Here is a 24,053-nt window from a genome sequence, read left to right as displayed (position 1 = left end):
AATTTGTTTAACGCGCCGCCTCACCGGGCGGCCGCAATGATCTGCAGAAAATCGGGCGCCTTCAGCGACGCGCCACCTACCAGACCACCATCAATGTCCGGCTGACCTAGCAGCTGAGCAGCATTGCCCGCATTCATGCTGCCGCCATACAACAAGCGGATACGGTCTGCATGTTCGCTAGCCGCTGCAAGTTGGGCGCGCAGCACAGCGTGCACGGCCTGCGCCTGCTCTGGCGAGGCAGTGCGTCCGGTACCGATGGCCCAGACAGGCTCGTACGCCACCACCACCTCACTGATGCAATGCCCATTGAGGTGAATGACCGCTGCCAATTGCCGCTTGACCACCGCCTCGGTCTGTCCTGCTTCGCGCTCCTGCAGGGTTTCGCCAACGCACACAATGGGTGTGATGCCCGCAGCCAGCGCGCGTTGCGCTTTCTCCGCGACCGCCGCATCGGTCTCACCGTGATACTGGCGACGTTCAGAATGCCCCACCAAGGTGTAGCGCACGCCAAAATCTTTCAACATCGCAGCCGACACCTCACCGGTGAATGCGCCCGCCTCGTGCTGCGATACATCCTGCGCAGCCACAGCCACCACAGACCCCGCCGCAGCAGCCTGCACCTGCGCCAGATAGGGCGCAGGCACTGCGACGGCTACGTCGCAGGCTGAGTCAGCAACGCCCGCCAGGATGCCCTTGAGCAAAGCCTCGTTGGCGGCCAGCGAGCCGTTCATCTTCCAGTTACCTGCGATGAGTTTCTTCTTGTTTTTCATGATCACCATGTCAGAACAATCTTGCCAATGTGCTGGTTCGACTCCATCAACGCATGTGCGCTTGCGGCGTCTGCCGCCGCAAACGTGCTGTGGATGACAGGCCGCACCTGGCCCGCCGCCAGCAGCGGCCACACATGCTCACGCAGTGCTTGCGCAATGGCGCCCTTGAAAGCCACGGGGCGTGGGCGAAGGGTGGAGCCGGTGATGGTGAGCCTTCGGCGCAGTACCAGTCCGGCGTTGAAACCGCTCTTGATACCGCCTTGCACAGCGATGATGACCAGGCGGCCATCTTCAGCCAGGCACTCGACCTCACGCTCCACGTAGTCGCCCGCAACCATGTCCAGCACGACATCCACCCCCTTGCCCTGCGTGAGGCGCTTGCCCTCTGCCACAAAGTCTTGGGACTTGTAGTTGATGGCGTGGTGCGCCCCAAGGCGCAGGCAAGCCGCGCACTTCTCATCGCTGCCCGCCGTGGCCAGCACGGTGACCCCGAATGCGCGTGCCAGCTGGATGGCCGTCACGCCAATGCCACTGGTTCCCCCCTGCACCAGCAAAGTCTCTCCGGCCTGCAGGCGGCCCCGGTCGAAAACATTGCTCCACACGGTGAAGAACGTTTCAGGCAGCGAAGCCGCCTCGACGTCGCTCAACCCTTGCGGCACGGGCAGGCACTGCGCGACCGGTGCAACACACCACTCGGCGTAGCCGCCCCCCGCCACCAGGGCACACACACGGTCACCCACCCGGATACCCGCTTCCACCATGGCCGCGGCATCGCCGGATTCGACGACACCGGCCACCTCCAGACCCGGAAGATCCGAAGTCCCCGGCGGCGGTGCGTAGTGCCCCATTCTCTGCAGCACATCGGGTCGGTTGATGCCACTGGCGGCAACGCGGATCAGGAGTTCGCCCGCACCCGGCTGGGGCACGGGACGGTCACCCAGACGCAGTACGCCAGGGCCTCCAAAGGATGTGATTTCTACAGCACGCATGTTGCAATTCTTTGAGGGAGATGAATTTGAATGATTTTGGCCGCCAGCGCTTTATGGATAAGCGCAAGCAGCTATAAAATCAGTAGCAAACCATCAACCGGCGACCTGCCCGGAACCACCTTCCGAAGGCAGAGACTGTTGTTGCTGCTGTTGCTGGTCGGAGGATGGGCGGCCACCGCCGTCACGGCCGTGGTCACGACGCGGCTCGCGGTCACCGCGCTCAGCCGGTGCCGGACGGTCGCTACCGCCGGCTGGGCGGTCTGCCAGCACCTTCATCGACAGCTTGACGCGGCCTTTTTCATCGGTTTCCATGACCTTGACCTTGACGATCTGGCCCTCGGTCAGATAGTCACCCACGCGCTCCACACGCTCATGCGCGATCTGGCTGATATGCAGCAGGCCATCCTTGCCCGGGAGCAGGTTGATCAAGGCGCCGAAGTCCAGGATCTTCGTCACAGGGCCTTCGTAGACCTTGCCAATCTCGACCTCAGCCGTGATCTGCTCGATGCGCTTCTTGGCAATCTCGGCCTTGTCCGCATCGGTCGCGGCGATGGTGATCGTGCCGTCTTCTTCGATGTTGATCTGGCAGCCGGTCTCCTCCGTCAGGGCACGAATCACCGCGCCGCCCTTGCCGATCACATCACGGATCTTTTCAGGGTTGATCTTCATGGTGAAGAGCTTGGGCGCGAAGCTGGAAACCTCGGTATTGGCGGTGCTCATGGCCTCCTGCATCTTGCCCAGAATGTGCATGCGCGCTTCTTTGGCCTGTGCCAGCGCAACCTGCATGATCTCCTTGGTGATGCCCTGGATCTTGATGTCCATCTGGAGAGCGGTGATACCGTTGGTGGTACCCGCCACCTTGAAATCCATGTCACCCAGGTGATCCTCATCACCCAGGATGTCGGTCAGCACGGCAAAACGATTCGCATCCTTGATCAGACCCATCGCAATACCCGCCACATGCGCCTTCATGGGCACGCCGGCATCCATCAGCGACAGGCAGCCGCCGCACACCGAAGCCATGGACGAGGAACCGTTGGACTCAGTGATTTCCGACACCACACGCATGGTGTAGGGGAATTCTTCCTTGGTCGGCAGCACAGCCACCAGAGCACGCTTGGCCAGACGGCCGTGGCCGATTTCGCGGCGCTTGGTGCTGCCCATGCGGCCCACTTCGCCGGTGGCGAAGGGAGGCATGTTGTAGTGCATCATGAAGCGGTCTTCGTACTCGCCGGCCAGCGCATCAATGCGCTGAGCATCGCGCTCGGTGCCCAGCGTGGTCACCACCAGTGCCTGGGTTTCACCGCGGGTGAACAGCGAAGAGCCGTGCGCGCGGGGCAGCACGCTGCTGCGGATTTCGATGGGGCGCACGGTGCGCGTATCACGGCCGTCGATGCGGGGCTCACCGGCCAGGATCTGGCTGCGGACGATGCCTGCTTCGATGTCGAACAGCATGCCTTCGACCTTGACGGAATCGAACTCCACGCCATCGGCCTTGAGAGCAGCCATGACGGCAGCATACGACTCACGGCATGCCTGTGTGCGGGCCTGCTTGTTGCGGATCTGGTAGGCAGCGCGCAGCTTATCGTCGGCCAGGGCTGTCACCTTGGCAATCAGGGATTCGTCCTTGGCAGGCGCTTCCCACTGCCACACAGGCTTGCCAGCATCGCGCACCAGTTCATGGATGGCGTTGATGGCCACATTGCCTTGCTCATGGCCGAACACCACGGCGCCCAGCATGATTTCTTCGGACAGCTGCTGGGCTTCGGATTCGACCATCAGCACGGCGGCTTCAGTGCCAGCCACCACCAGATCCATCTGCGAGTTCTTGCGAGCAGTCTGGCCGGGGTTGAGCACGTAATCGCCGTTGATGTAGCCCACGCGCGCAGCGCCGATGGGGCCGTTGAACGGAATGCCAGAGATGGCTAGGGCTGCACTGGTGGCGACCAGGGCCGCAATGTCGGCGTCCACTTCAGGGTTCAGCGAAATGGTGTGGATCACCACATGCACTTCGTTGAAGAAACCCTCGGGGAACAGCGGGCGGATCGGACGGTCGATCAGGCGGCTGGTCAGCGTTTCGTGCTCGCTGGGCTTGGCTTCGCGCTTGAAGAAGCTGCCGGGGATCTTGCCAGCTGCGTACGTCTTCTCGATGTAATCCACCGTCAGGGGGAAAAAGTCTTGCCCGGGCTTGGCACCCTTGGAAGCCACCACGGTGGCCAATACCACGGTGTCATCGATATTGACCAGCACCGCGCCAGACGCCTGGCGGGCGATCTCGCCCGTTTCCATGATGACGGTCTTGTCGCCCCATTGGAAAGACTTGGTGACTTTGTTGAAAATGCTCATGTTCAGCTCCTGTTTTAATAGCTGGCAGCGCACTGCCAGATTGTTCTGGAGGGCAATTCAGAACACGATGCCATTCCAGTGAAACTGCAAGCCTTCGCGTGGCAACAACTTCATTGGAATGACACAGCTTCGCTCTGTTTTGCGGCTCCGAAGTAAAAAACGCCTGAGCTAGCGGACTAACCCAGGCGTTTTCGCATGCAATGAAAATTACTTGCGCAGACCCAGCTTGGCGATCAGCGCGGTGTAACGGTCAGCGTCCTTGGCCTTGAGGTAGTCCAGCAGCTTGCGACGACGGCTCACCATGCGCAGCAGGCCACGGCGACCATGGTGGTCCTTGGCATGCGTCTTGAAGTGGGGGGTCAGTTCGTTGATGCGGGCCGTCAGCAGGGCCACTTGCACTTCTGGGCTACCCGTGTCGTTGGCAGCACGGGCGTTCGCCTTGACGACTTCGGCCTTGATGGAGGATGCAATCATGTTTTTTCCTTGAATGTGGTTCACCGACTGGCGGCAGACCATGGTTTTTACTTGCGCCAGCAACTGGAAGGGTCGCGGGCGTGCGTCTTGCACCATGCAAAACCCTGTGATTATAGCCTTCGACTGAATTTGGCCTTGCCAAGCCCCCGGCAATCCAGAACACTGTGCCCACCAAACCCCTTGCCAGCCAGCGAAAGACCACCATGCCATACACCCCCAACAGCGCCCCATCAGCGGTGCCCACCCCACGCGCCCGCCTCCTGCGCCAGCGCATTGTGCACACTGCCTGCGCCTGCGCGGCCGCCCTGTGCGTGGCTGGGGCACCCAGCACCACACTGGCCAAAAACTCCACGGGGCACAAGAGCGCGGCAACGGACACTGCCGCCAAAAAGAAAAGCGTCAGCAAGGTCACGTACCAGCGCAGCTCGTCGGAAGAGTCGCGCGCGGAGCGGGACCGGCGCATGTACCGGGAATGCAAGGGGATGCACAACGCGGGGGCCTGCAGGGGGTATACAAGGTAGCTTACGGCGGCCACGTAGCGCGCAAGCCGCTCGTCACTACGCAACGGCCTTTTGTCAGAAGCAGCCGCACCAGGCCTTCACTCCCCCGCTACGATCAAACTATGCAGACACTGCAACTTCCATCCATCAAGCCACGCGTGCGTCGGCCGCAACTCGGATTCACTGTTATTGAGTTAATGGTGGTTGTGTCCATCCTTGCCGTTCTTGTCGCTCTGGCCGCTCCCAGCTTCACTCCGCTAATCGAGCGTTGGCGCATACGGCAGTCGGTGGATGGACTGCAATCTGCGCTGTACTACGCACGTTCGGAAGCTATCAAGCGTTCCGGCAATATCACCATACGCAAAGAGCCTAGCGGTGCCAATGGCTGCCCACTGGCCTCGGGCGCAGGCGAATGGGACTGCGGTTGGTTCGTCTTTGTTGACACCAATGACAATGGCACGCAGAACGCGGGCGAGGAAGTCCTACAACGTTTTGCCACACCCCCCAATGTGCAGATCACCCGTTCAGTTTCTATCGCAGACATACGATTCGATCGCTGGGGCAGAGCCAACGCACCTTTCGGCTTTGCTCTTGTTCCTCTAAACAAATCGACCAGCAACTCTGCTTCACGCGGACTATGCATGAGCTCTGGTGGGCGCATCAGAATAACCACAGACCCAGCTGATATCCCCTGTTCAGGATGACCCTCATGCAACACACACATCAAAACCGGGAGCGCGGCATCACCCTCATCGAATCCTTGGTGGCCATCGTTGTTGCCGCCCTCGGCATCCTGGGCATCCTGGGCGTACAAATGCGCACGCTGAGCGACACACAAACCACAGCGTACCGGGCGCAGGCAATTCGCTTGATTGAAGATTTGAGCGAGCGGATGAAAGCGCATCCTAATGCGCTGAACAACATCGCCAGCTACACAACAGGTTGGCGCGCGGGTGCGGCACCGACCCCTCAGGCCGCCAAGCTCTGCACAGGCGCAACAACCTGCACGCACACAGAGTTTGCCACTTATGACCTGCGTGAATGGAAGCGCGCCGTGGAGCGCGCACTTCCTCTGGGCGATGCCAACATATTCTTTGCCCCCTCCGAAACGGTCGATGGTAGCCGTCGCCAAGTGGGTGTTTTGATCCGCTGGCGCGAAAACGAACGCGACACCAGCAACGACTACAAAGACAGCCTGGACACCGCGTCCGGAGCTTTGGGCGGTACTGGCGCGCCCGCCTGTGGAGCCGGTTTTACCTGCCATCTCCAATACATCCCCGTCAGCAGCCGCTGCGCACCCTATTTTGCAGACACTGCCGTTCAGTATTTCTGCCCTGGCCCCAAGACTTGACGTCTTCCCCCATAGCTTCACCCAAAAATTTGGTAACCGGCATGACATACACCACTTCACGGCGAATCGCCCAGCGCGGCGTCACGCTGATCGAGTTGCTGGTAGGCATCACCATTGGCCTGCTTACCATCGCAGTCGCGATGGGCGCCCTCATGGTGTCACGCGGAGTTTCTGGCACCGTAAGTGACTCCACGGAAATCCAACAACAAGCTTCGTACGCCTTCCGTGTGATTGGACAGCAACTGCGCCAAGCCGGCTCCGTCAAACTCAAGTTGTCAGCCGCAAAAATAATCGAAGACGACATTCCCTCACTTCCAGGTGAGGCCGTAGCTTTTGAAACCGACTATACCGATGGCACAAATACATTCATCGTTGCAACCGACACATTAAGCGGCCTTGATTCACCTGGTGCCAGCCAATACAAGCTCACCACGGGTTATCGCAATTACTCCGAACCTGTTTACACGAGTGCAACTGCGCAATCCGTACAACGCAACTGCCTCGGCGGACAAGGAAATCCCGCATTGATTCAAAGTCGTTTTGTTCTAAACACCGCTACCAACGAACTGCGGTGCGATGGCAATGGCCAAGTCCAACCCATAGTTCGCAATGTTGCCAATTTTCAGGTGCGCTATCTAATGCAGAGTGCTGCAGGTACAGGCAACCCTAACTTGCGCTATGTAGACGCTGCCACCGTCGGCGCTCCTGGTACCCCGGGATGGGCGCAAGTTTTTGCGGTGGAGGTGTGTTTGGTGCTCTATGGAAATGAAGCCATTGACCTTCCCGCAGGCAGCACCTACACCGACTGCGATGGTGCGACAGCGGTTAATTACACGACATTGGCACAGCCCCGCAATCGCCGGATGCACATGGTTTTCCGCAATATCTACCAACTGCGCAGCCAAGGGCTGGCGGGCTAATCCATCTACCACCGAACGAACCGCCATGCCTCGCGTGTCTTTGCCCTCATCCTCGCTCCAGTCACCACGATTGCGACACCAGCGCGGCGTCGCACTTTTTGTGGTAATTGTTTTTGTAATGCTCTCGATGCTGCTGGCGCTGTGGGCGTCGCGCACATCCATGTTCAACGAGATGGTCGTGGGCAATGATGCCGACTATCAACGCGCCTTTGAAGCCGCGCAAGCGCTGATCCAAGATGCCGAACTCGACATCCGAGGCGAAAAGGCTGACGGTAGCGACTGCCGGATTCCCACGGTCATGGACTGCCGTGGCGGTCGATCCGGCATTGCACAAATTCCGCTGCAAATGGAGGGGAAAGATGGTGCTGCCGAACTCTGGGCCGACCTGGAAGGCATTACCAGTGGCCCACGCTGTCTCAATGCACTGTGTCTGAAAAGGACGGGCCGGCAGGACTTCTGGAATAACACCAACGACAAGACCGATCCTCTGGTCGATTTCACTTTGACCGAAATGATGATGCCTAATATAGGGGCGCGTTACGGCGAATACAGTGGCGCTACGCTGAGTGCAGACGCCGCAGATCCCAGCGGCAATCCAATTTTGCGCGACAGATCCGCCAATAACCGCGGCGGCTGGTACTGGATCGAGGTACTGCCGTACGACACCAACGCGGACAAATCTGCTTTGATCGCAGGAGGGCCCAACAATTTGCCGCTAAAAATGACCCCCAACGTCGTGTATCGCATTACCGCCGTTGCACATGGGCGCAAGCTGAGATCAGAGGGGGGCGTAGATGTACCCGTCACTCAGGCAGTAATTCAACAGACTTATGCGCGCCAAAAACTCATGGATTAATAACGCAATTCAGTGACCGCCACCTCCGCTTGCGATTCAAGTTTTAGCAGCCATTTCTCCAGCAATTGCCAGGAGCATTTCATGCCCCACTCCACACCCCGCCGCACTCATTTTAGAAAAACACTGGTTGCCCTAGCCGTAGGCGCCGCACTCGCGCCGCACGGCAGCTGGGCACTTGACCTGGCGCAGTCGCCCCCAGGTACCAAACAGCCTTATGTAGCGCCCAACGTGATCATCTCGCTCGATGACTCGACGAGTATGAACGCCAAGGACATGATTGGATACACCAAAACCCGTACTCAGGTTCTCAAGGAATCGCTGATCGAAGTTTTCAGCGACACCACCGTATTGCCAGACGGGAAAATCCGATTCGCTTGGCAAACCATGGGTAACTGTACCAAGGTCGGAGGCGTGGCATGGGCTCCCAATTTGGACGCTTCGGCGGCCACAGCAACCACTGCCACTAATAAGAATGTCATGCGTAAATTGGACGCGACCCATCGCACCAATTTTCTGTCATACATGAGCAACTATACGGCCTGCACGAACACCCCTACCCACGATATGGTGCAACGGGCCGACCAGTACATGCGAGCCTCCTTGCACCAAAATGGCCCTTGGGCTGCCGTACCGGGCACGACCAGCACGCCTTATTTGGGTTGCCGACGTAATTTCCACATTCTGCTCACGGACGGCGGATGGAACGGAAGCGAGCGGCAAACTACGCCTCGCAACTACGACAATCAAAACACCACCTTTAATGACGGCACGGCGTACAACAGCACCAACCCCAACACAAAAATCTATCGCGATACTGAAAATTACACGACCATTGCCGACTGGTCCTTCAAAAGCTGGGCAGACCCACTACAAACCAGTGGGCTGACGGGGTCGATGACACCCCGCGCTGACTATGAAACTGCCCCGGCGAGTGAAACGTTCACTAATCTGGTGACAAATGTTCAGACCACGCTGACCAAGTACTGGAATCCACGCTACGACCCCGCCAGTTGGCCCCACATGGTCACCTACACCATTGGGTTCAGCAGCGATGCACTGCCCAAGAAGAACTACACCAGTGCCGGCACGGATCAAGGCGCCATTACTGCGCCATCCTCGATGTTGCCCTATGACTTCGACGGTAGTTTTGCTGAATATGCGAATGGCACCTACGCTTGGAAAGCACAAAGTAAAGACAGAGGCCACGACATGTGGCACGCGGCCATCAACGGTCGGGGCCGCTTCTTTGCCGTAGAAAAGGGTGAAGACCTCGCCAAAGCCTTTCGCATGATCATTGGCGACATCAGCACCGCCACCGAGCCCGACAAGGGCTCTACCGCTACAAGTGGCAGCAATGCATCGCGCAACGATGTGGCCAAGTATGTCGCCAACTACGTGCCCGCAGATGCTTGGCGAGGTTACGTGGATTCAGAAACTGTGAAGCCTGACGGAACCACCGTTCCTACGCCGGGCTGGGCAGGCAAGAACACTGCAGATCTTCTTGACGGGGCTGGCTTTAATGTCAGTACCCGTCTGGTCCTCAGCTACAGCACCCAGATCACCAATCCCGCGACTGGTGCAGAGAAAGGTGGCGTTCCTTTCAAATGGGCTGCTGACGAAACTAATCTCAGCACGGCACAAAAGAATCTTCTCAATTTAAAGAAGGATGGCTCCAGCGATGCCCTGGGGCAGGACCGACTCAATTACATCCGTGGGGACCGTACCAAGGAGGGCACAGCAAGCCCGCCAAATTACACCGTCACAAAGCCTTTTAGAGAAAGAAAATCCCGCCAGGGGGACATTGTCAATTCAGAAGTGTGGTATGTGGGAGCTCCTTCCAGCAACTACCCATGGAAGGGTTATGCAGCGTTCGCCCGTGCACACAAGAACCGTCTTCCAATGATTTATGTGGGCGGCAACGACGGTATGCTACATGGTTTTTCGGGAGCGGACGGCACCGAAAAACTGGCCTATGTTCCCAAGGGGGTGCTGCCCGCTTTGGGTCGGTTAGCTGACACCGATTACAACGACAATCACCGCTACTACGTCGACGGCTCGGCCATGAGCGGTGACGTGGACATGGGTGTAGGCGATCAAGATACCGATCCTTTGTACGTACCCAATTGGCACACTCTTCTGGTGGGCACTTTAGGGGCGGGTGGCAAGGGATATTTTGTGCTGAACGTAACCGAGCCCGGTACAACGGAACCTGCGGCCGGTAACTTTAGCGAGGCCAATGCCCAACAACTGGTGGTGATGGACAAAACTCGGCATGCAAGCGAGTCTGTCGCCACGGTAGGGGTTTGCGAAGACGCCGCCGTCACACCGGTTTCAGAGAAGGAAGCGTGCTTGGCCGCTGCCGATATGGGCCATATTTTTTCCAAACCGGTCATCGACGAGTCCAATCCACAACGTACGACGCAGATCGCGCGCATGAACAACAATCGATGGGCTGCGGTGATGGGCAATGGCTACAACAGCAAGAGCGAGCGCCCCGTGCTACTAGTCCAATATCTGGATGGTGACAAGAAATTGCTGCGACTTGTGGCCACCGGCAATGCTGCGACCGGAAGCCAAGCAACCACTACGGACAATGGCCTGTCGGCACCACGACTGGTGGACATCAACAGTGATGGGCGGCCCGACGTGGTATATGCTGGCGACCTGAAGGGCAATCTGTGGAAGTTCCTGATTGCTGATAGCGACGATACCAAATGGGGAGTGGCACGATGGGACACCGATGCCAACACAACGACCAACCACACCACCAGTGGCGTACCACTTTTCACCGCCAAGGGCGGAACCGAAGGTTCACCAGACTCTCGCACCCTGGCGCAACCCATCACGGCTGTACCCACTGTTCGTACCAACGACCGCAAGAAGGAAATCGATATCGGCGGTGGCAAGACTAAGACTGTCCCCGTCAGCGGCATGATGGTGGCCTTCGGCACCGGAAGCAACTTTGCGAAGGACTCCCTCGTGAGCGACCCAAACACTGCCAGCAATGCGAACAAGCAAAGTCTGTACTCTGTGCTGGACAACACTAGCTACAAGCTGATCGGCGCAAAGAAAAACCGCGTGGCAGTATGTGCGGACCCCTCTCCCTCGGACGATTGCAAGGATTTGGTGAAATCAGCTGACGATCTGCCAAAGGTGGTAACACAAGGAGATCTGGTGCAGCGCTCCATTCCCGTTACGCCTGAATTGACCCGTGATGGCCATCAGTATTGGACCGTGGACGCAACCACCGTACTCGACTGGAAGGTAAAGAAGGGCTGGTACATGGATTTACCTCAGACCCGCGAGCGCCAACTCAAGCCCATGGAGTTCTATGACAGCAGTAACCTGCTGGCCGTTTTCTCTCAAGTTCCTGCCAAAGGCTCCTTGGTTGACACCACAATCGAAACATGCGAGGCGGGTACTGTTGTTAAGGAACAGCAATTCCTCACACTTATCAATATCATGGATGGCAAGCGCCCCAGCGTGCAGATTTTGGACACCAACGGCGACGGGAAGTACAACCTGACTTCGGATAAAGGCGCCTCGCGGGTATCGGTAACTGCAGGTTCGCACACGATGATCCAACGTGGAGACAAGATACATATCACCGGTAAGAAGGGGGATGGATCTACGGACGAACTGGTCGGAGCTACGTTGCCCGAGCAGAGCATGCGCCCCAGTTGGCGCCAGTTACGGTAGCCTCGAAGGTGCAGGAGAACATTGACCTATGAAGCATCAACACCGGGGTTTTACTCTCATTGAGCTGATGATTGTGGTGGCCATCGTGGGTATCCTCGCGGCCATTGCCTACCCTAGCTACGCGGAGTACATCCGACGTGGACATCGGGCAGACGCCCGCGCTGGGCTGCTGCAGGCGCAGCAGTACCTGGAACGGGCCTCCACAGCCACGGGCGTGTACCCAACCACACTTCCGACCGCACTCACGTGGTCGGCAGACACTACCAAGCGTTACACCATTGGTTTTGCGGCAGGCAACACCAACGCGGCGTTCACGTTGGTCGCCGCCCGCAAGTCCCCTGGGCCGCAGGCGGCAGATCGATGTGGAGATTTCACGATTACCAACACAGGCATGCGGAGCGCGATCAATATGGGTTCCGGAGTTACCGCCGCAGAATGCTGGAACAAGTAATCACTGAGTTACTATTCGGCGCGCAATGGAATTCTCAGCGCCCCCTCCCATGACCCAAGCGCTTGAGCTCGCCACTCAAGCGCTTTTTCTTTCCAACCCCAACCCTCGCGTGGGGTGCGTCATCGTGGCGGGCGACGGGTTGAAGGTGCTGGGTACAGGCTTCACCCAACACGCCGGAGGTGCCCATGCCGAGGTGATGGCGCTGCGGGATGCGGCGGCGCGCGGGCACGATGTGCGGGGGGCCACGGCCTATGTGACGCTGGAGCCTTGTGCGCACCAGGGCCGCACCGGGCCCTGCTGTGATGCCCTGGTGCAGGCCGGTATTGGCAGGGTGGTAGCGTCCATTACCGACCCCAACCCGCTGGTGGCGGGCCATGGTTTCGAGCGGCTGCGGGCTGCTGGGGTGGAGGTGGTGGTGGGGCCGGGTGCAGACGAGTCGCGGGCGCTGAACATCGGGTTTTTCAGCCGCATGGTGCGCGGCACGCCGTGGGTGCGCCTGAAGGCCGCTGCATCGCTGGATGGCGCCACAGCGCTCACCAACGGTGCCAGCCAGTGGATCACCTCGCGCACCGCGCGTGCCGACGGCCATGCCTGGCGTGCGCGGGCCTGTGCGGTGTTGACGGGCATTGGCACGGTGCTGGATGACAACCCCCGGCTGGACGTGCGCGAGGTTCCAACGCCCCGCCAGCCCCATGTGGTGGTGGTTGACAGCCAATTGCAGTTGCCTCTGGATGCTAATCTTTTGATAGCTGGTCGCGCTTGCTACATCTACGCTGCAGCCCGAAATGATGCCAAAGAAGCCGCTTTGGCGGCACGCGGCGCTACGGTGATTTATCTTCCCAATGCGCACGGCAAGGTGGATCTGCCCGCCATGCTGCGGGACCTGGCAGCCCGGGGTATCAATGAATTGCATGTGGAGGCGGGCCACAAGCTCAATGGCTCGCTGGTGCGGGAAGGACTTGTGGACGAGTTGCTGGTGTACCTGGCACCCCGCCTGCTGGGGCCAGGGTTGGGGATGGCGCAGTTTGGCCCGCTCCAGTCCCTTGCTGAAGGGCTGGCACTGGAGTTCACATCGGCCCAGATGGTGGGGCCTGACCTGCGGGTGGTGGCAAGGGTGCAAGGGCGCGATCAGTTTTAGTCCGGTGAATCTGGGAATTCGGTGACACCGTCGCCCGAAGGTGCCGTGGTCTTCAGCAACTCGCGGAGCGTGGTGTCTGACACGGCGCCCAGTTACCGCGCGTCACAATCACGGCATGTTTCACATGCCATACCCCTCTGCCGTCTTAACGCGAACGGCGCGTTATGGCTGGCTGGCACTGTTGGCCGTCGTCTTCACGGCGGGTGCTACCGGGTGTGCCGGGCTGCCCAAGGATGTGCACCGTCCGGTTTCCACAGCGATCACTGCGCCTGAATCCACGGCCCTGGGCCAGCTGGTCCAGCAGCGCCGAGCGGCGGCTGGCGGGCGGCACCCCTCGGGGTTTTTGCTGCTGAGCGGCGCCCAGACGGCGTACAGCAGCCGCCTGGCGTTGGTGAACGCTGCGCAGAAAACGCTGGACCTGCAGTACTACGCGATCCATGCCGACGCCAGCACCGAGCGACTGCTGCTGGGCGTGGTGGACGCCGCACAACGCGGTGTGCGCGTGCGGGTGCTTCTGGACGATTTCCATAGCACGGGGCGCGATGCCCAGGTCATGCGGCTGGCGTTTGTGCCCAACATCGAAATGCGCATGTTCAACCCGCTCACCGGAGCCCGGGGTTCGACCCTGGGACGCATGTTCAGCGCGATGGGGGACTTCTCTCGCGTGCAGCAGCGCATGCACAACAAGCTCTTCATTGCGGACAACGCCATGGGGGTGACCGGGGGGCGCAACCTGGGGGACGCCTATTTCGGCAATGCAGACTCCGGCAACTTTGTGGACCTGGATGTGCTGGCGGCCGGGCCCATCGTGCAGGAACTCTCCCGCAGCTTTGACAGCTACTGGAACAACGAACGCGCCTACCCCGTGCAGTCGCTCATCTCGAAGGAGGAACTGGACGCCATGCGTGCCCGGGCACAGGCCTCGGGCAGTGCTGCACACGAGCGCGAACCATCTCCCGCGCCCCTTGAGCCTATAAATGCGCCGCAGGGCTCCTCGGTGGGCGCAGACCAGCCTGCCAGCCCCGAACAGCTCGCACGGATATGGAACCGGGAGCCCATGGATCTGGCGCGTGCCGAGTTTGTCTGGGCCCCGGCGGCGGTGCTGGTGGACAAGCCTGCCAAGATTCCGCCCGACGGTACGTCCCCCCCCACCCTGCCCGAAAAGCTGCCCGCCAAGGCCACCCCCTTGGCGGTGGTTTCCCGGGGCACAGCGGGCACGGTCGCCCAACCGGCAGTTCGCACGGCACCGTCCAAGACCGAGGATGCCGCGCTACAAAGCGCTGCCCCCTCCTCCGCTGACCGTGCAACCCTGGAGGCGCAGACCGATACAGTGGTGGACGGCCTGCTGCACCTGATGGGACAGGCGCGGAGCGATCTGTTGATCATCTCCCCCTACTTTGTGCCCGGCCCTGACATGAAGCAGGCGTTTGCTGCTGCCCGGGCGCGCGGCGTGCGGGTACGGGTGCTCACCAATTCGCTGGCGTCCAACGATGCACCGATTGCCCATGCCGGCTACGCGCGCCACCGCCCCGAGCTGCTGGCCATGGGTGTGGAGTTGTACGAGATGCGCAGCGACACGGCAGCGTTGCTCACAGGCTCGCTCGGCTCCACGGGCAGCTCAGGCGGCGGGTCGTCGGCAGGCGGCACTGGCAGCAGCGGGGTGGGCAGCTCGCGTGCCATGCTGCACTCCAAGCTGCTCATCATGGACGGCCGACTGCTTGCCACGGGGTCGATGAACCTGGATATGCGGTCGCAGCTTCAGAACACGGAAATTGCCCTGCTGATCCGCAGCAAGGCCCTCAGCCAGGCGGCCACGGCCCCCATCGAGACCGCGTTGCGCGAAGCGGCCTGGCATGTGCAGCTCAATGAGGCGGGTGGCCTGGTGTGGCGTGCGCCCGAAGGCAGTGGTCTGGCCGATGCCACGACGGAACCCGATGCCAGTGTGCCGCTGCGCCTGATGCTGCGGCTGCTGGGCCCGTTCGCGCCCGATCACCTGCTGTAGGTGGGGTCGGCGGCTCAGTTTTGCTGCGCTGCCACCCACTGGCTGATGGTGCGCTGATCGGTCAGGGTCCGCACGTGCTGATAGGCGACCTCGGCCTCGGGAAACCGCCTGCGCAACAGGTTGAGCCACTGCTTGAGGCGCCCTGCGCGCTGGCGGGGTTCCAGGTCTTCACACACCAGTTGCCAGAAGGCGGCGATGTGCGGCAGCAGGTCTGACCACAACACCGTGTCTGCGCCGGGCTGCCCGGCGCCTGCCGCGCGAATGGCCCGCGCCAGGCCGGGGTCAGCCACCATGCCACGCCCCAGCATCAGCGCGTCGCAGCCCGACACTTCGCGGCAGCGCTGCGCGTCGGCCACGGACCAGATCTCGCCATTGGCCACCACCGGAATCTGCACCGCCGCGCGGATGGCGGGGATGTGCTCCCAGTACGCGGGGGGCCGGTAGCCATCGGCCTTGGTGCGGGCATGCACCACCACCTCGCAGGCGCCGCCCGCCTGCATGGCCTGCGCGCATTCGCGCATCAGGCCGGTGTCGTTGAAACCCAGGCGCATCTTGGCGGATACCGGCAGGTGTGCTGGCACCGCGCGGCGCACGGCGGCCACCACGGTGGCGATGCGTTCGGGCTCCTGCAGCAGCGCCGCGCCCCCGCCGTGGCGGTTGACCACCTTGGCCGGGCAGCCAAAGTTCAGGTCAATCCCCTCGGGCCCCAGGGCCGCCAGGCGTGCCGCGTTCTCCGCCATGGCCACCGGGTCGGAGCCCAGCAGCTGCGCCCGCACCGGCACACCGGCCAGCGTGCGGCTGCCGTTGCGCAGCTCGGGCACATAGCGCAGGAACACCTTGTCTGGCAGCAGCGTGCCGGTGATGCGAATGAACTCGGAGACGCAGCGGTTCACCCCACCCACGCGGGTGAGCACATCACGCAGCACAAAATCCAGAAGCCCCTCCATGGGGGCAAGCAGCAAGGTCATCGCAAGCGCGGCTGCCACGCACCGCAACCCGGCACCGGGCGGGCGCAGCATGCAGCCAGAATATGAGTCAAATCATGCTCTGGCGCTTAATGGATAAGCGCCAGCAGCTACAAAAACAATAGCAAAAACCTCGATCACCGCCGCGCGGCTGCGCGGGCAACCCGCCATTGTGGGGCAGCGGGGTCATCACAGCGTCATCCTGGTTCGATGCAATCGCCGTGATGACCCCGTGACCGGAGACACCCATGCTGCTGCAAAAAACCGAAAAAGCCCGCCTGGAACTCTCACCCGGCGTGCGCACCCTGAGCCTGCGCGAACGTTCGCTGCTGCTGCTGGTGGACGGCAAGACGCTGTCTGACCTGCAGGCCATGTACAACGGCATCGGCGCGCAGATTGTGGAGAACCTCATGCGCCAGGGCTACCTGGCCGGCCCGGCAGAACTGCCGCCTGCCGCTGCCAGTGTGGCCGCCGACCCCGACGACAGGCCCTCCATCCAGCGCCCGGAGCCCGGCGAAACCCTGCGTTCGCTCGCTGGGGCCCGCATGTACCTGTTCGACCTCTGCGAGCGGCTGTTCGCGCGGCGTGACCCCACCCTGGCCGTGCAGTTCCGCGAGGCGCTGCGCGCCGCCAGAGACCGCGCCAGCATGCTGGATGTGGGTGAAGCCATGTTCGAAGAAATTGCCCTGACCGCAGGGGCCGATCGCGCCGCCAGCGTGCGGGAAAAGTTCGAGAAGTTGCTACCCTTCGCACCCTCGGAGTCGATGCCCTTCGAGTCGACCCAGACGTCGGCCATGGCGTGAGAGGCGGCCTTCAGACCAGGCTGCGGTGACGCGGTGAAACGGTAAAGAGGCGAAGCACTCAGGCCGGCATCACGCCGCAGCCAGCCGCCACAGCGATGTCACCTCTGCCGCCCGCGCTGCATGCAGGGCATCGCCCGCGTCGGCGGCCTTGGGGTGCAGGGGTTTCACATCGGTGCGACCGCGCACCACCAGCCCCGCTTCGGCAATCCACTGCAGCAATTGCGCGCGCGGGCGCAAACCCAGGTGCTCTGCAAGGTCCGAAAGGATCAGCCAGCCCTCGCCACCGGGTTCCAGATGGTCTGCCAGCCCCGCCAGAAAGCCCTTGAGCATGCGGCTGCCTTCGTCGTACACCGCGCGCTCGATGGGCGAGCTGGCGCGCGCCGGCACCCACGGCGGGTTGCACACCACCAGTGGGGCGCGGCCGGGTGGGAACAGGTCTGCCTGCAGCAGCTCGACCTGGGGCAGCACGCCCAGGCGCTGCAGGTTTTCGCGCGCGCAGGCCAGCGCGCGCGGGTCCTGGTCCGTGGCCACCACGCGTTGCACGCCACGGCGTGCGAGCACGGCCGACAACACGCCGGTGCCCACGCCAATGTCGAAGGCGAGGGCCTTTCCGGGCAGCGCTGCATCGGCCACAAGGCCCACATATTCGCCGCGCACCGGCGAAAACACGCCGTAATGCGGATGGATGCGGTTGTGCGGCGGCGCGCCCAGGGCGGGCACTTCCACCCCCTTCTTGCGCCACTCGTGTGCGCCCACCAGGCCCAGCAACTCGCGCAGCGTAGCCACCGATCGCTCGCCGGTCGCAGGGCCCCAAGCCTCGCTGCAGGCCTGGCGCCAGTCGGGCGCGCGGCGAAGGTCGATGGCGTAGTCACCCTCCAGCGGGATGAGCACCGACGCCAGCACCCGCGCACGCTGCGCCTGCGCCTGGCGGTGCAGGTGAAAGGCTTCGGCAGGGGTTGCGGCAGCGGCTTTTTTTTCCGCCGCTTTGGCTGCGGACTTGCGGGGCTTGCCTGCCTTGCCCGACTTGCCATCAGCGCGGCGCATCAGCGCCTGCAACAGCAGCCGGGCGTTCTGGAAATCGCCCTGCCACAGCAGGCCCGTGCCTTCACAGGCCATGCGGTAGGCCGTGTCAGCGGCCAGGGTGTCGTCGGCGGTGACGACCCGGCGCGACGCCGGGGCACCGCTTTCGGAGCGCCAGTGGGCCTGATGGGGTTGGCCCTGGTGGGTCCAGTGGATCATGGAAGGAGTTGTTGGCATCAGTGTCTGACAGTGCCGCGCACAGTCCGTAAGGGTGGAAACAGGCGCGCGGCAGGCCTGGGATGCCGGGCAAGGGCCGCCCCGCAGCGATGGCATCGTCCCCCTGCCCGCGCAGCGCGGCGAAGCGAGAGCGGGGGGAAGGAGCGCAGCGACACAGGGGGGTGTCGTCGCACTTTACGCGTTGATCGGGCGCTTCAGGCGCACTTCTTCAATCTTCACGCCGCCGATCACCGCCGTCTTGGCCGTGGACAGCTCGCGCTTGAAGCCGGCCATCTCGTGAAAACGCAGGGCGCGTTCGTTGCGCAGCGGCACCCAGGCGGTCACGTTGGTGCAGCCTTCTTCCTGCAGGCCGTCACGGGCCGCATCCCACAGGGCCAGGCCCACGCCCTGGTTCCAGTGGGTGGGCGCCGCGTAGATAGCCCAGATTTCGCCCGTGGTGGGGCGGGATTTTTCATCGCGCGAGCGGTCGTAGCCGACAAAACCGACGATCTTCTCGCCGTCCACGGCCACCTGGACCTGGGGCTCGCAATATTCGATGGCCTCGCGCCAGTAGGCCTGGCGCTTCTCGACCGACATGGATTTCAACTGCTCGTCGGGCACCAGTCCTTTGTAGGCCTCTTGGGCAGAGACGGTGTGGATCTGGGCAATGGCTTTGGCATCGCGAAGCGTAGCGGGACGAACCTGGATACTGGACATGGAAAAACCGAACGAAAACGGGGAATGAAAAAACAAAAGGACCGGCATTGTCGCCGCAAACGGTTTTAGCCCCCGTGGCGCCCTCCTTTTGTCCCCCTCCCTCCCCCTTCCGCTCCTTATCCGGCTTCCCAACGTTCAGGGCGCACGAAAACGCGGCAGCTCGGCCGCAAGCCCCGTCACGCCAGCGCCATGCCGTCGCCCAGTGAGCCCCCTGCCGGCCCCGCACCCGGTGCGGTTCGCTGCACCAGTGCGCGCTTGTTGCGCGGCCGCGGCACGTGCACCACGGGCGGAGCTCCGTTGATCGCAGAGAGCGCCAGTACCAGGGTCACGGTGCAGGAGCACCCCTCTTCCCGCTCGTCGCTTGCGTAGGGGCGGTAGCTGCCATTGCCCATCCCGTGGCTGCGCTGCACGGTGTGAAAAGCCACGCGGACCCCGCTGACCCGGTGGCCCGCAAACGGCAGTACCCGCAGGCGCGCATCGCGGTTCAGCGCCAGGCCCATGTTGCCGGCACGGTTGATCAGGTCGGTGCGGATGGCGCGCCAGGTCCGCCCCTCGTCCAGCGAAAACTGCCAGGTTCCAGCCTGCGCATCCAGGTGCTCGACCACCACCCCGGCCGAGGGCAGCATCCCCGGGCAGTTTTCTTCCACGATGTGCGCCAGGGTGTTTCCCCCCAGCACCGCACTGCATTGCACACCCGCGCCAGGCCGACGCTCGCTGTGGTGACGGGACACATCGGAAGTGGGCGACGGGGAGTGCAGAGCATGGGCAGTCATGGAACACCTTTGAATAGCAAGAAAACAGAACCGGAAGGCTTGCGCATTGCCACGCCCCGGGACCTGTTCCAGGTGCATTTCAATGCTTGACGGAAAGTCTAGAAAGTGAGCCAACCTGCGTCCATCGCACAAATGGACTAGTCCGCAACACGGCGTTGTGCGCAATACTTGGTGCATGACTGCCCGCCTTTTGCTTGTGGACGACCACAATCTGTTCCGTACCGGGCTTCGCCTGATCGTGCAGGACCACCCCCGGGTGGGCTCGATTGCCGAGGCAGGCTCCATCGCCGAAGCCTGCGCGCTGGAGATGGCCGATGCCGACCTGGTGTTGCTGGACATCCAGCTGCCAGGCATGAGTGGCCTGGACGGCTTGCGCCTGTTGCGCCAGGCCTGCCCCCGGGCGCGCATCGTGCTGGTATCGGCCAGCGTGGCACCGGATGCGATCCATGAGGCACGCGTGCGCGGCGCCGATGGCTTTCTGCCCAAGTCCGCGAGCGCCGAAGACATCCTGGAGGCCATCAGCTGCGCCCTGGCGGGCCAGCCCTGCTTTCCGATCAACAGCGGCAACAGCGCCACCACGCGCGGGCCGGACACCCCGTCGCTCACCGCGCGGCAGCTGGATGTGCTGTCGCACCTGTGCACCGGCAAGCCCAACAAGGTCATTGCGCGCGACCTGGGGCTGAGCGAGAACACCGTGCGGGTGCATGTGGCGGCCATCTTTGCGCAACTGGGCGTCAACAGCCGCAGCGCCGCCTTGCTGGCGGCCCAGCGCCTGGGCCTGTCCACACCCCAGCTTCATGACCCCCTCTGAGGTACTGCCGCCAGGGTCGGATGCCGTGCAGCCCCCCACGCGCTGGGGATGGCCGGTGTGGGAGCGCGACGAGGTGCTGCGCGAGCAGGTGGCCTTGCTGCGGCAGAACTTCCCCATGACGCTGCTGGCCTCGCTGGCCACTGCGCTGGGTACGCTGTGGGTCATGGCGCGGGTGACCCAGCCAGAGGCCATCACCGTGTGGCTGGTGGCACACGCGCTGGTGGTGGCCGGGGTGTATCTCACCGTGCGCAGCATTGCGCCTTTTGCCGACCCGGCGCGGCAGGCGGCGCGCAAGCTGATCGCCTGCATGGCCGCCATGGGGCTGAGCTGGGGGAGCCTGGGCTATGTGGTGCTCTACTGGGGCAGCCCGGAAAGCGTCATTTACGCCATCGGCATCGTGAGCACCGTGTCATCGGGTGCCCTGGGGCTGGGCGCGCCGCTGTACAGGGCGTACGTCACGTACCTTGGCAGTGCAGTGGGCGGGGTGATGGTGGCAGTGGCCCTGGCGGGCGGGCCCGTGATGTGGCCTGCGCTTTTCCTCACCAGCGTGTACTTCGCGCTGACCGGCCTGCAGGCGCGCACGGCAGACCGGGCCACCCGCCGCAGCATTGCACTCAAGCTGGAGAACGACCGGCTGGTCAACCAGCTGCGTGCCGAATCGCAACGCGCACTGGCCGCACAGGAAGCGGCTGAACAGGCCGACCGCGACAAATCCCGCTTTCTGGCAGCTGCCAGCCATGATTTGCGCCAGCCGCTGCATGCGATGGGACTGTTTCTGGAGTCACTGCAGCGCAGCCCCCTGAACGACCACCAGCGCACGGTGCTGGGGCACGCCCATGCCGCATCGGGCGCGGCCGCCGAAATGCTGACCACCCTGCTCGACTACTCGCGCCTTGAAGCGGGCGTGGTGAAGGTGCGGCCCGATGCCTTCGCCGTGCAGCCCCTGCTGACGGCGCTGGAGCAGGAATTCGGTGTGCAGGCCGACACCGCTGGCCTCGTGTACCGCACCCGCGAGACATCGGCCGCCGCGTTTGCCGACCGCTCATTGGTCGGGCTGGTGATGCACAACTTCATCTCCAACGCGCTGCGCTACACCGCCAGGGGCGGCGTGCTGATCGCCTGCCGCACGCGCGGCAAACGCCTTGCCCTGGAAGTGTGGGACACCGGCGCCGGCATTCCGCAAAGCCAGTGGGACAACATCTTCAAGGAGTTTCACCAGCTCGGAAACCCCGAACGCGACCGCCGCAAGGGCCTGGGGCTGGGCCTGGCGATTGTTCAGCGCCTGGCGCGGGAGATGAAGACGTCAGTGGAGGTGCTGTCCCAGCCAGGCCGGGGCTCGGTGTTCCGGCTGTGGCTTGACCGCTGGCAGGGCGCGCTGGAGGACGACACCACCACGGCACCCGATGCGAGAAGCCTCAGCGGCCTGAAGGTGCTGGCGATCGACGATGACGAAGCCGTGCGCACGGGCATGCAGTCGCTGCTGCACAGCTGGGGCTGCCAGTGCATCACCGCAGAATCCAGCGCCGATGCACTGGAGTGCCTGGACGACATCACGCCGGACATCATCATCACCGACTTCCGGCTGCGCCACGAAGAGACCGGCAAGCAGGTGCTGCAGGCCCTGCGCGCCTACCTGGGCACGCCGGTACCTGCCATCATCCTGACCGGCGACACCTCGCCCCAGCGCCTGCGCGATGCGCAATCCACCTCCGCGCTGCTGCTGCACAAGCCGGTGTCCACCGGGCAATTGCGCAATGCCATGGTCCAGCTCATGGCGCAGCCCACGCTGGGCAACCCCGCGCCTACAGCCAGCGCCGCAGCAGCCCCATGACCTGGTCGAACCGGGCGCCATAGGGGGGGTAGAACAGCGAGCCCATGGCCCAGCGCGATTGCACCAGCACCGACTTCTGGTGGCAAAAGCGCAGAAAGCCCTGCTCGCCATGGTATGCGCCCCAGCCACTGTCGCCCACACCGCCAAAGGGCAGGTTGTCATGGGCGATGTGCATGAGGGTGTCGTTCACGGTGACACCCCCGCTCACGGTGCGGCGAAGCACGTCGTCGCGCACCGACTCGCTCTGGCCGAACCAGTACAGCGCCAGGGGACGGGGCTCGGCGTTGATGTGGGCAACCGCGTCGTCCAGCCGCTCGTACGAGATCACCGGCAGGATGGGACCAAAGATCTCTTCCTGCATCAGCTGCATTTGCGACGTGGCGCCGAACACGAGCGTGGGCAGCATCTGGCGGCTGGCGCCGTCGCCCAGCGTGCCCACCGTGCTGGCTGCGGGCTTGCCTGCAGCCGGGTCGATGGTCTGCACCTCCGCGCCCTGCGTCTGCGCCTGCTGCAGCATGGTGCGCAGCCGTGCGTGGTGGCGCGGCGTGATGATGGAGGCGTAGTCGGCATTGCCCTCGATGGTAGGGAACAGGCGCGACACCGCAGCCCGGTAGGCCTGCGCAAACTCGCCCTCGCGGCCACGCGGCAGCAGCACGTAGTCGGGGGCAATGCAGGTTTGCCCCGCGTTGATCAGCTTGCCGTGCGCAATCTTGAGGGCGGCGTCCTGCATGTCGCAGTGGCCGTCGATGATGCAGGGGGATTTGCCGCCCAGTTCCAGCGTGGTGGGCGTGAGGTTCTGCGCTGCCGCCTGCGCCACCTTGCGGCCCACGGCGGTGGAGCCGGTAAACACCAGGTGATCGAACGGCAGCGAGGCAAACAGGGCTGCCAGGTTGGCATCGCCCTGCACCACGCAGAACTCGTCGGGTGAGAAAAACTGCGCCACCAGCAACGCCAGCTGGGCCGAGGTGTGGGGTGTCAACTCGCTGGGCTTGAGCATCACGCGGTTGCCGGCTGCCAGCGCGGTGATGGCGGGCGCCAGGGCCAGCTGCACCGGGTAGTTCCACGGTGAAATCACCCCCACCACGCCCAGCGGCTGGCGCTGGATGAACGCATGCGCGGGTTGCAGGTAAAGGGGCGTTCGCACCTTGCGGGGTTTCATCCACTTCGCCAGATGGCTCAGCGTGTGCGAGAGCAGCGTGCGCAGAACGAAAAAATCAGCCACTTCCGTGAGGCGCGGCGACCGCATGCCGAAGTCTGCCTGCACCGCGGCCGCCAGCACGGCGCCGTGCTCGTCCAGCATTTTGGAGATGCGCAGGAGACGCTCGCGGCGCACGAGCAGTGGCACATCCACATGGGCGCGGCTGGCCTGGCGCTGGAGATCGAAGTGGGCGTGGATATCGGCTGGTGTCATGCCCGGATCA

20 protein-coding genes are annotated in these 24,053 nt (G+C 62.8%); 11 read left to right on the top strand and 9 right to left on the bottom strand.

Annotation, left to right across the window (positions count from 1 at the left end; translation table 11 throughout):
* Positions 1 to 20 precede the first annotated feature (20 nt).
* The 4 genes from tpiA to rpsO all read right to left on the bottom strand — a co-directional run bounded on the left by tpiA (position 21) and on the right by rpsO (position 4,579).
* Positions 21 to 779 carry a triose-phosphate isomerase gene (tpiA, locus tag AAFF19_RS07660; RefSeq protein WP_182119479.1) on the bottom strand — a complete coding sequence of 253 codons (759 nt, stop codon included), beginning with the start codon at positions 777 to 779 and terminating at the stop codon, positions 21 to 23.
* A complete protein-coding gene (locus AAFF19_RS07655; RefSeq protein ID WP_342721618.1) occupies positions 773 to 1,759 on the bottom strand; it encodes an NAD(P)H-quinone oxidoreductase in 987 nt (328 codons plus the stop codon). Before AAFF19_RS07655 ends, tpiA begins: the two co-directional genes overlap by 7 nt.
* A 93-nt stretch (positions 1,760 to 1,852) precedes the next feature.
* Positions 1,853 to 4,105 carry a polyribonucleotide nucleotidyltransferase gene (pnp, locus tag AAFF19_RS07650; protein WP_182119477.1) on the bottom strand — a complete coding sequence of 751 codons (2,253 nt, stop codon included), beginning with the start codon at positions 4,103 to 4,105 and terminating at the stop codon, positions 1,853 to 1,855.
* A 207-nt stretch (positions 4,106 to 4,312) separates the two neighbouring features.
* Positions 4,313 to 4,579 (bottom strand): 30S ribosomal protein S15, encoded by a 267-nt coding sequence (gene rpsO / locus AAFF19_RS07645; RefSeq protein WP_005793232.1) that lies wholly within the window; start codon positions 4,577 to 4,579, stop codon positions 4,313 to 4,315.
* Positions 4,580 to 5,201: 622 nt separating this feature from the next.
* Between rpsO and AAFF19_RS07640 the strand changes: the two genes are divergently transcribed.
* The 8 genes from AAFF19_RS07640 to AAFF19_RS07605 all read left to right on the top strand — a co-directional run bounded on the left by AAFF19_RS07640 (position 5,202) and on the right by AAFF19_RS07605 (position 15,496).
* Positions 5,202 to 5,783, top strand: a complete 582-nt coding sequence (locus AAFF19_RS07640) for a GspH/FimT family pseudopilin (protein WP_182119476.1) — start codon at positions 5,202 to 5,204, stop codon at positions 5,781 to 5,783.
* Between the two features lie 5 nt (positions 5,784 to 5,788).
* Positions 5,789 to 6,430 (top strand): type IV pilus modification protein PilV, encoded by a 642-nt coding sequence (gene pilV / locus AAFF19_RS07635; protein ID WP_182119475.1) that lies wholly within the window; start codon positions 5,789 to 5,791, stop codon positions 6,428 to 6,430.
* Positions 6,431 to 6,471: 41 nt separating this feature from the next.
* A complete protein-coding gene (locus tag AAFF19_RS07630; RefSeq protein WP_182119474.1) occupies positions 6,472 to 7,350 on the top strand; it encodes a PilW family protein in 879 nt (292 codons plus the stop codon).
* Positions 7,351 to 7,384: 34 nt separating this feature from the next.
* Positions 7,385 to 8,206: a PilX N-terminal domain-containing pilus assembly protein gene (locus AAFF19_RS07625; protein WP_342721615.1), complete on the top strand. Its 822-nt coding sequence runs from the start codon at positions 7,385 to 7,387 to the stop codon at positions 8,204 to 8,206.
* 81 nt (positions 8,207 to 8,287) lie between these two features.
* Positions 8,288 to 11,905, top strand: a complete 3,618-nt coding sequence (locus AAFF19_RS07620; protein ID WP_182119472.1) for a PilC/PilY family type IV pilus protein — start codon at positions 8,288 to 8,290, stop codon at positions 11,903 to 11,905.
* A 28-nt stretch (positions 11,906 to 11,933) separates the two neighbouring features.
* Positions 11,934 to 12,356, top strand: coding sequence for a type IV pilin protein (locus tag AAFF19_RS07615; RefSeq protein ID WP_182119471.1), 423 nt, complete (start codon positions 11,934 to 11,936; stop codon positions 12,354 to 12,356).
* Positions 12,357 to 12,405: 49 nt separating this feature from the next.
* Complete coding sequence (gene ribD, locus AAFF19_RS07610; protein WP_246330896.1) at positions 12,406 to 13,494, top strand: bifunctional diaminohydroxyphosphoribosylaminopyrimidine deaminase/5-amino-6-(5-phosphoribosylamino)uracil reductase RibD; 1,089 nt, start codon at positions 12,406 to 12,408, stop codon at positions 13,492 to 13,494.
* Positions 13,495 to 13,609: 115 nt separating this feature from the next.
* Entirely contained in the window at positions 13,610 to 15,496 is a 1,887-nt protein-coding gene (locus AAFF19_RS07605; protein WP_182119469.1) for a phospholipase D-like domain-containing protein, read from the top strand.
* A 14-nt stretch (positions 15,497 to 15,510) separates the two neighbouring features.
* Here the strand turns inward: AAFF19_RS07605 and AAFF19_RS07600 are convergent, their stop codons facing one another.
* Positions 15,511 to 16,464 carry a tRNA-dihydrouridine synthase gene (locus tag AAFF19_RS07600; protein WP_182119468.1) on the bottom strand — a complete coding sequence of 318 codons (954 nt, stop codon included), beginning with the start codon at positions 16,462 to 16,464 and terminating at the stop codon, positions 15,511 to 15,513.
* Between the two features lie 245 nt (positions 16,465 to 16,709).
* On the opposite strand from AAFF19_RS07600, the gene AAFF19_RS07595 reads away from it, so the two are divergent.
* Positions 16,710 to 17,264 (top strand): hypothetical protein, encoded by a 555-nt coding sequence (locus AAFF19_RS07595; RefSeq protein ID WP_182119467.1) that lies wholly within the window; start codon positions 16,710 to 16,712, stop codon positions 17,262 to 17,264.
* Positions 17,265 to 17,333: 69 nt separating this feature from the next.
* On the opposite strand, the gene AAFF19_RS07590 is transcribed toward AAFF19_RS07595, so the two are convergent.
* The 3 genes from AAFF19_RS07590 to AAFF19_RS07580 all read right to left on the bottom strand — a co-directional run bounded on the left by AAFF19_RS07590 (position 17,334) and on the right by AAFF19_RS07580 (position 19,990).
* Entirely contained in the window at positions 17,334 to 18,503 is a 1,170-nt protein-coding gene (locus AAFF19_RS07590) for a class I SAM-dependent methyltransferase (RefSeq protein WP_182119466.1), read from the bottom strand.
* Between the two features lie 192 nt (positions 18,504 to 18,695).
* Positions 18,696 to 19,217 carry a GNAT family N-acetyltransferase gene (locus AAFF19_RS07585; protein ID WP_008906326.1) on the bottom strand — a complete coding sequence of 174 codons (522 nt, stop codon included), beginning with the start codon at positions 19,215 to 19,217 and terminating at the stop codon, positions 18,696 to 18,698.
* 176 nt (positions 19,218 to 19,393) lie between these two features.
* On the bottom strand, positions 19,394 to 19,990 hold the full coding sequence (locus tag AAFF19_RS07580; RefSeq protein WP_342721614.1) for a hypothetical protein: 597 nt from the start codon (positions 19,988 to 19,990) through the stop codon (positions 19,394 to 19,396).
* Between the two features lie 175 nt (positions 19,991 to 20,165).
* Between AAFF19_RS07580 and AAFF19_RS07575 the strand changes: the two genes are divergently transcribed.
* A complete protein-coding gene (locus tag AAFF19_RS07575; protein WP_008906324.1) occupies positions 20,166 to 20,801 on the top strand; it encodes a response regulator transcription factor in 636 nt (211 codons plus the stop codon).
* A complete protein-coding gene (locus AAFF19_RS07570) occupies positions 20,788 to 22,632 on the top strand; it encodes a hybrid sensor histidine kinase/response regulator (RefSeq protein WP_342721613.1) in 1,845 nt (614 codons plus the stop codon). The genes AAFF19_RS07575 and AAFF19_RS07570 overlap by 14 nt, the downstream gene beginning before the upstream one ends.
* Here the strand turns inward: AAFF19_RS07570 and AAFF19_RS07565 are convergent.
* A complete protein-coding gene (locus AAFF19_RS07565) occupies positions 22,604 to 24,043 on the bottom strand; it encodes a coniferyl aldehyde dehydrogenase (protein ID WP_182119463.1) in 1,440 nt (479 codons plus the stop codon). The genes AAFF19_RS07570 and AAFF19_RS07565 overlap by 29 nt on opposite strands.
* Positions 24,044 to 24,053 lie beyond the last annotated feature (10 nt).

The organism is Acidovorax sp. FHTAMBA, assembly GCF_038958875.1.
Lineage (GTDB): Bacteria > Pseudomonadota > Gammaproteobacteria > Burkholderiales > Burkholderiaceae_C > Acidovorax.
The sequence above is the reverse complement of the archived record's forward strand: the minus strand, read 5'-3'. Positions and strand labels throughout refer to the sequence as shown.

What these genes read in the sequence shown, in the direction of transcription:
- tpiA (WP_182119479.1), bottom strand. Translation starts at nt 779, where the DNA reads ATGGTGATCATGAAAAACAAGAAGAAACTCATCGCAGGTAACTGGAAG.
- AAFF19_RS07655 (WP_342721618.1), bottom strand. Translation starts at nt 1,759, where the DNA reads ATGCGTGCTGTAGAAATCACATCCTTTGGAGGCCCTGGCGTACTGCGT.
- pnp (WP_182119477.1), bottom strand. Translation starts at nt 4,105, where the DNA reads ATGAGCATTTTCAACAAAGTCACCAAGTCTTTCCAATGGGGCGACAAG.
- rpsO (WP_005793232.1), bottom strand. Translation starts at nt 4,579, where the DNA reads ATGATTGCATCCTCCATCAAGGCCGAAGTCGTCAAGGCGAACGCCCGT.
- AAFF19_RS07640 (WP_182119476.1), top strand. Translation starts at nt 5,202, where the DNA reads ATGCAGACACTGCAACTTCCATCCATCAAGCCACGCGTGCGTCGGCCG.
- pilV (WP_182119475.1), top strand. Translation starts at nt 5,789, where the DNA reads ATGCAACACACACATCAAAACCGGGAGCGCGGCATCACCCTCATCGAA.
- AAFF19_RS07630 (WP_182119474.1), top strand. Translation starts at nt 6,472, where the DNA reads ATGACATACACCACTTCACGGCGAATCGCCCAGCGCGGCGTCACGCTG.
- AAFF19_RS07620 (WP_182119472.1), top strand. Translation starts at nt 8,288, where the DNA reads ATGCCCCACTCCACACCCCGCCGCACTCATTTTAGAAAAACACTGGTT.
- AAFF19_RS07615 (WP_182119471.1), top strand. Translation starts at nt 11,934, where the DNA reads ATGAAGCATCAACACCGGGGTTTTACTCTCATTGAGCTGATGATTGTG.
- ribD (WP_246330896.1), top strand. Translation starts at nt 12,406, where the DNA reads ATGACCCAAGCGCTTGAGCTCGCCACTCAAGCGCTTTTTCTTTCCAAC.
- AAFF19_RS07605 (WP_182119469.1), top strand. Translation starts at nt 13,610, where the DNA reads ATGTTTCACATGCCATACCCCTCTGCCGTCTTAACGCGAACGGCGCGT.
- AAFF19_RS07600 (WP_182119468.1), bottom strand. Translation starts at nt 16,464, where the DNA reads ATGACCTTGCTGCTTGCCCCCATGGAGGGGCTTCTGGATTTTGTGCTG.
- AAFF19_RS07595 (WP_182119467.1), top strand. Translation starts at nt 16,710, where the DNA reads ATGCTGCTGCAAAAAACCGAAAAAGCCCGCCTGGAACTCTCACCCGGC.
- AAFF19_RS07590 (WP_182119466.1), bottom strand. Translation starts at nt 18,503, where the DNA reads ATGATCCACTGGACCCACCAGGGCCAACCCCATCAGGCCCACTGGCGC.
- AAFF19_RS07585 (WP_008906326.1), bottom strand. Translation starts at nt 19,217, where the DNA reads ATGTCCAGTATCCAGGTTCGTCCCGCTACGCTTCGCGATGCCAAAGCC.
- AAFF19_RS07580 (WP_342721614.1), bottom strand. Translation starts at nt 19,990, where the DNA reads ATGACTGCCCATGCTCTGCACTCCCCGTCGCCCACTTCCGATGTGTCC.
- AAFF19_RS07575 (WP_008906324.1), top strand. Translation starts at nt 20,166, where the DNA reads ATGACTGCCCGCCTTTTGCTTGTGGACGACCACAATCTGTTCCGTACC.
- AAFF19_RS07570 (WP_342721613.1), top strand. Translation starts at nt 20,788, where the DNA reads ATGACCCCCTCTGAGGTACTGCCGCCAGGGTCGGATGCCGTGCAGCCC.
- AAFF19_RS07565 (WP_182119463.1), bottom strand. Translation starts at nt 24,043, where the DNA reads ATGACACCAGCCGATATCCACGCCCACTTCGATCTCCAGCGCCAGGCC.